At 65.9% G+C, this 6,469-nt stretch carries 1 protein-coding gene; it reads left to right on the plus strand.

What is annotated here, in order from left to right; all coding sequences use genetic code 11:
- The coding region (locus WAN02_RS13535; protein WP_422264705.1) for an amino acid adenylation domain-containing protein at nt 1-6,469 on the plus strand (6,469 nt) is incomplete at both ends.

Here is a 6,469-nt window from a genome sequence, read left to right on the forward strand (position 1 = left end):
GTCGATGACTCGTTCTTCGACCTCGGCGGGCATTCGCTGTTAGCGATGCGACTGGCAGCGCGAGTCACGGCCGAACTGGGTATCGAGGTCGCAGTCCAAGCAGTATTCGACGAACCCACCGTGGCCAGGCTGGCAAAACGAATCAAGCCGCACGACACGGAACCCGCACAGGCGGCACTGACCGCGCGCCAGCGGCCGGCGGTGGTTCCGTTGTCGTTCGCGCAGAACCGGTTGTGGTTCATCGACCAATTGCAGGGTCCCTCACCGGTTTACAACATGGCGGTGGCGTTGCGGCTGCGCGGGCGTCTTGGTACGGCGGCGCTGGGTGCGGCGCTGGCCGATGTGGTGGGTCGCCACGAGAGCCTGCGAACAGTGTTCCCCGCGGTCGACGGAATAGCCCGGCAGCGGGTATTGCCTCCCGAGGAGGCTGAATTCGGCTGGCAGGTCATTGATGCCACCGGCTGGTCGGAAAGCCGTCTGGGTGAGGCCGTCGAGGAAACGGTGCGGCATACGTTTGACCTGGCGACTGAGATCCCGTTGCAGGCCCGACTTTTTCGTGTCGGCGAGGATCAACACGTGTTGGTGGGGGTGGTGCACCATATCGCGGCCGACGGCTTGTCGGTCGCCCCGCTGATCAACGACCTGGGGGCGGCCTACGTCAGCCGGTCTGCCGGAGACGCGCCGGGCTGGGCGCCGTTGGCGGTGCAGTATGCGGATTACACACTCTGGCAGCGCGAGCAGCTCGGCGATATCGACGACAGCGACAGTCCCATCTCCGCACAGCTGGCCTACTGGGAGAACGCCCTGGCGGGAATGCCCGAACGGCTGACGCTGCCCACCGACCGGCCCTACCCGCTGGTGGCTGACCAAGATGGCGCCAGCGTGGCGGTGGACTGGCCCGTCGATTTGCAGGAGCAGGTCGCCCGGGTGGCTCGGGAGAACAGCGCGACAAGCTTCATGGTGATGCAGGCCGCGCTGGCGTTGCTGATGACCAAGCTGAGCGCCAGTTCCGATGTGGCAGTGGGGTTCCCGATCGCCGGACGGCGCGAGCCGGCTCTCGATGAGTTGGTGGGTTTCTTCGTCAACACCTTGGTACTGCGAGTCGATCTGACCGGCGACCCCACCGTCGTCGATGTGCTGGATCAGGTGCGGGCGCGCAGCTTTGCCGCTTATGAGCACCAAGACGTGCCCTTCGAAGTCATCGTCGAGCGGCTCAACCCCACCCGATCCTTGAGCCATCACCCACTGGTGCAGGTGATGTTGGACTGGCAACACGTAACCGGGGACACCGGAGACGCCATCCCCGCGTTCATGCTCGGTGACCTGGAGGTCACCCCGCTGCCGGTGCACACCCGTACCGCCCGGGTGGATCTGTCGTTTTCATTGGCCGAACGCTGGAGCAAGACCGGTGAGCCAGCCGGGATCGGCGGGGCGGTGGAATTTCGCACCGATGTCTTCGACGCTGCCAGCATCCAGATCATGATCGAGCGGTTACGCAGGGTGTTGGCGGCGATGACCGCCGACCCCACCCGCCGGCTCTCTTCGATCGACGCACTCGATGAGGCCGAGCACGCCCACCTGGATGGGTGGGGCAACAGGACCGCGTTGGCTCACCCCGCGCCGGTCGCGGTGTCGGTTCCGGCGCTGTTCGCCACACAGGTTGGCCGTAAACCGGCGGCGGAGGCGCTGACGTTCGGGCCCCATTCGATGAGCTATCGGGAACTCGACGAGGCCGCCAACCGGTTGGCGCACTGCCTGGTCGGCCATGGTGTCGGCGCAGGCGCGTGCGTGGCGTTGCTGTTGGCGCGCTCCGCCCAGGCCGTCGTGGCCATGCTGGCGGTGCTGAAGACCGGAGCGGCTTACCTCGCGATCGACCCGGCACTCCCGGAAGTGCGAGTCCGGTTCATGCTCGATGACGCCGCTCCGATCGCCGCAATTACCACCACCGAATTGTGTTCGCGGCTAGACGGTTTCAACCTGCTGGTCATAGATGTCGACGACCCCGTCATTGAGACCCAGCCCAGCACCACGTTGCCGCTGCCGGGCCCTGACGACATCGCCTATCTGATCTACACCTCGGGCACCACCGGTACGCCCAAAGGGGTGGCCATCACCCACCACAACCTGAACCATTTGGCGGCGTCGTCGCCTCCCGGCCTGCCGGCGGCGCAGGTGTGGACGCAATGTCACTCGTACGCCTTCGACTTCTCGGTGTGGGAGATCTGGGCCGCGCTGTTAGGTGGCGGGCGGCTGGTGGTGGTCCCCGATTCGGTGGTCCGCTCACCGGACGACTTCCACGCGCTGCTGGTCCGCGAACGGGTCAACGTGCTTACCCAAACCCCCTCTGCCGCAGCCGCACTCAGTCCGAACGGGTTGGAATCGGTGGCGCTGCTGCTCGGCGGTGAAGCCTGCTCAGCGGAGCTAGTGGATCGGTGGGCGTCCGGCCGGGTGGTGATCAACGCTTACGGGCCCACTGAGGCCACGGTGTATGCCTCGATGAGTGCGCCGCTGAAAGTCGGGGTCGACGTGGTGCCGATCGGCGCACCGGTATCGACGGCGGCGCTGTTCGTCCTCGACGAGTGGTTACGGCCGGTGGCCCCCGGCGTGGTCGGGGAGTTATATGTGGCCGGTCGCGGTGTGGGGCTGGGTTATCTGGGCCGGGTGGCGTTGACCGGATCACGGTTTGTGGCATGCCCGTTCGGGACGCCGGGGTCGCGGATGTATCGCACCGGCGACCTCGTGCGCTGGCGTGCTGACGGCCAACTGCAATACCTTGGGCGCGCTGACGAGCAGGTCAAAATCCGCGGATACCGCATCGAGCCCGGCGAGGTCGAGGCCGTCCTGGCCGGCGTCGAAGGTGTGGAGCAGGCGGTGGTGATCGCCCGCGAGGACCGGCCCGGCGAAGCGCGCCTGGTGGGGTATGTGACCGGGACAGCCGAGCCGGCCGCCGTTCGTGCGGCGTTGGTCGAGCGATTGCCGGCCTACATGGTTCCGGCTGCGGTGGTGGCATTGACGGCGCTGCCCTTGACGGTCAACGGCAAACTCGACAAACGGGCCTTGCCGGTACCGGAGTACGACGACACCGATCGTTACCGCGCTCCGAGCACGCCCGCCGAGGAAATCCTGGCCGGCATCTACGCCCAAGTGCTCGGCCTCGAGCGGGTTGGGGTGGACGACTCCTTTTTCGATCTGGGCGGGGATTCGCTGGCGGCGATGCGCCTCGTCGCCGCAGTCAACACCGGTATGGACAGCGGCCTTCGGGTGCGCACCCTGTTCGAGGCGCCCACAGTGGCCCAGTTGGCCCTTCATCTTGGTGCGGACGAGGATCGGCTCGAGCCGCTGGTGCCCGTCGAGCGGCCTGCAGTGGTGCCGTTGTCGTTCGCCCAGAACCGGTTGTGGTTCATCGACCAATTGCAAGGCCCCTCACCGGTTTACAACTTGGCGGTGGCATTGCGGTTACGCGGGCGGCTCGATGCCGACGCGTTGGCCGCCGCGCTTTCTGATGTGGTGGGCCGCCATGAGAGTCTGCGTACGCTGGTTACCGCCCCCGACGGGATTCCCGAACAACGCGTGATCGAGCGCGAGCGGGCCGACTTTGGTTGGCAGGCCGTCGACGCCACCGCGTGGCCGGCCAGCCGTCTGGAAGAGGCCGTCCAAGAGACGGCGCGGCACACTTTCGACCTGGCTGCCGAGATTCCTTTGCGTGCAAGGCTTTTCCGTGTTGCCGACGATGATCATGTACTTGTGGCTGTTGCGCACCACATCGCCGCCGATGGCTGGTCGGTCGCCCCGCTGGTGAATGATCTGGGCGCGGCGTATGCCAGCCGGTGTGCCGGCCAAGCGCCAGGCTGGACCGAATTGCCAGTGCAGTACATCGATTACACACTGTGGCAGCGCGCTCAGTTCGGTGATCTCGACGACAGCCAGAGTCGAATCGCAGCGCAGCTGGCCTACTGGGAGAAGGCCCTGGCGGGAATGCCTGAGCGGCTGGCGCTCCCGACTGATCGGCCCTATCCGCTGGTTGCCGATCAGCGCGGTGCCACCGTAATGGTGGACTGGCCCGCCGAGCTGCAGCAGCAGGTCGCCCGGCTGGCTCGCGAGCACAACGCGACCAGTTTCATGGTGGTCCAAGCCGCCTTGGCGGTGCTACTGGCCAAGCTCAGCTCCAATAGTGATGTGGCGGTGGGGTTCCCGATCGCCGGACGGCGTGATCCTGCACTGGACGGGCTGGTGGGGTTTTTCGTCAACACCCTGGTGCTGCGGCTTGATTTGGCCGGTGATCCCGCTGTCGCCGAGATGCTGGATCAGGTGCGCGGCCGCAGCCTGGCCGCCTACGAGCACCAAGACGTGCCCTTCGAAGTGATCGTCGAGCGGCTCAACCCCACCCGATCCCTGACCCATCATCCGCTGGTGCAGGTCATGTTGGCCTGGCAAAACCTACCTGGGGATACCAGTGATCCGACCGCAGGATTGACGCTCGGTGACCTGCAGGTCACCCCGCTGCCGGTAGACGCCCGCGTCGCGCGGGTGGACCTGTCGTTTTCGTTGGCCGAACGCTGGAGCGAGACCGGGGAGCCTGCCGGGATCGGCGGCGCGGTGGAGTTCCGCACCGATGTGTTCGACGCCGCCAGCATCCAGACGTTGATCGAGCGGTTACGCCGGGTATTGGTGGCAATGACCGGTGATCCGGCGCGGCGCCTGTCGTCAGTGGATGTGCTGGATGATCTTGAGCGCGTCCGGTTGGAGAAGTGGGGTAATCGATCGGAGCTGACCGCGCCGGAGAGCCCGCCGGTTTCAATTCCGGCATTGTTTGCCGAGCAGGCGGCGCGGACTCCGGAGGCGGTGGCGGTCAGCTGGGGCAGTAATTCGTTGCGCTATCGCGAGCTTGACGAAGCAGCTAACCAATTGGCGCACTTGCTGGTTGGCCAAGGCGTGGGTCCGGGCCAGCGGGTTGCGCTGTTGTTGCCCCGGTCGGCTGAGGCGATCGTCGCGATTTTGGCGGTCGTGAAAGCCGGAGCGGCTTATGTGCCAATTGATCCAGCAGTGCCAGAGGCACGGGTCGGGTTCGTGCTCGATGACGCCGCGCCGATCGCGGCGATCACCACGACAGATTTGGCGGATCGGCTGGATGGCCGCAGTCTGTTGGTCATTGTTGTCAACGACCCAGGTGTCGGGAGCCAACCCAGTACCGAATTGCCCGCACCGGCGCCCGACGACATCGCGTACCTGATCTACACCTCGGGCACCACGGGAACCCCGAAGGGTGTGGCCATTCCGCACCGCAACGTGACTCGGTTGCTAGCGACGCTGGACGCCGAGTTGGGGATGTCCGCGGGACAGGTTTGGACACAGTGCCATTCCCTGGCCTTTGACTTTTCGGTGTGGGAGATCTGGGGCGCGTTACTTTACGGTGGACGGCTGGTGCTGGTACCTGACCCGGTGGTGCGCTCACCAGAAGAGCTGCACGCCTTGCTGGTTGCGGAAGAAGTCAATGTTCTGAGCCAGACCCCGTCGGCGTTCTATGCGCTGCAATCCGCCGATGGGCTGTCGCCTGAACTGGGCCGTCAGCTCAAGCTGGAGGCCGTGATTTTCGGCGGTGAGGCGCTGGAGCCGCAACGCCTCGGCGCTTGGCTCGACAGCCATCCGGATTTACCGCGGTTGATCAACATGTACGGGATCACCGAGACAACGGTGCACGCCTCATTCCGGGAGATCCTTGCCCACGATGTCGGCAACGCTGTAAGCCCGATCGGTGTGCCGTTGGCCCATCTCGGCTTCTCCGTGCTCGATGGGTCGTTGCAGCCAGTGCCGGCGGGTGTGGTTGGGGAGTTGTATGTGGCCGGCGCCGGGGTGGCCTATGGATATGTGGGCCGGGCGGGGTTGACCGGGTCGCGGTTTGTGGCGTGCCCGTTCGGGGGGTCTGGGGCGCCGGGACAACGGATGTATCGCACCGGGGATTTGGTGTGGTGGCGTCCGGATGGGCAGTTGGCGTATGTGGGGCGTGCTGATGAGCAGGTCAAGATCCGCGGGTATCGCATCGAGTGTGGTGAGGTTCAGGCGGTGCTGGCCGGGTGCGAGGGGGTGGAGCAGGCGGTGGTGGTGGCCCGCCAGGACCGCCCCGGTGCTAAGCGGCTGGTGGGTTATGTGACCGGGGCCGCCGACCCGGCTGAGCTGCGTGCGGCGCTGGGCGAGCGGTTGCCGGCCTTTATGGTCCCGGCCGCGGTGGTGGTCCTCGATGTATTGCCGTTGACGGTCAACGGCAAGCTCGACGCCCGGGCCCTGCCGGCACCCGAGTACACCGCTGGTGGGTATCGGGCCCCGGGCAGTGCGGTCGAGGAGATCCTGGCCGGTATCTACGCCCAGGTGTTGGGGCTGGAGCGGGTCGGGGTTGATGACTCGTTCTTCGATTTGGGTGGGGATTCGCTGTCGGCGATGCGCCTGGTCGCGGCGATCAACACGAGCTTGGATG

The sequence above is a fragment of the Mycobacterium sp. genome (genome assembly GCF_049281135.1).
Lineage (GTDB): Bacteria > Actinomycetota > Actinomycetes > Mycobacteriales > Mycobacteriaceae > Mycobacterium.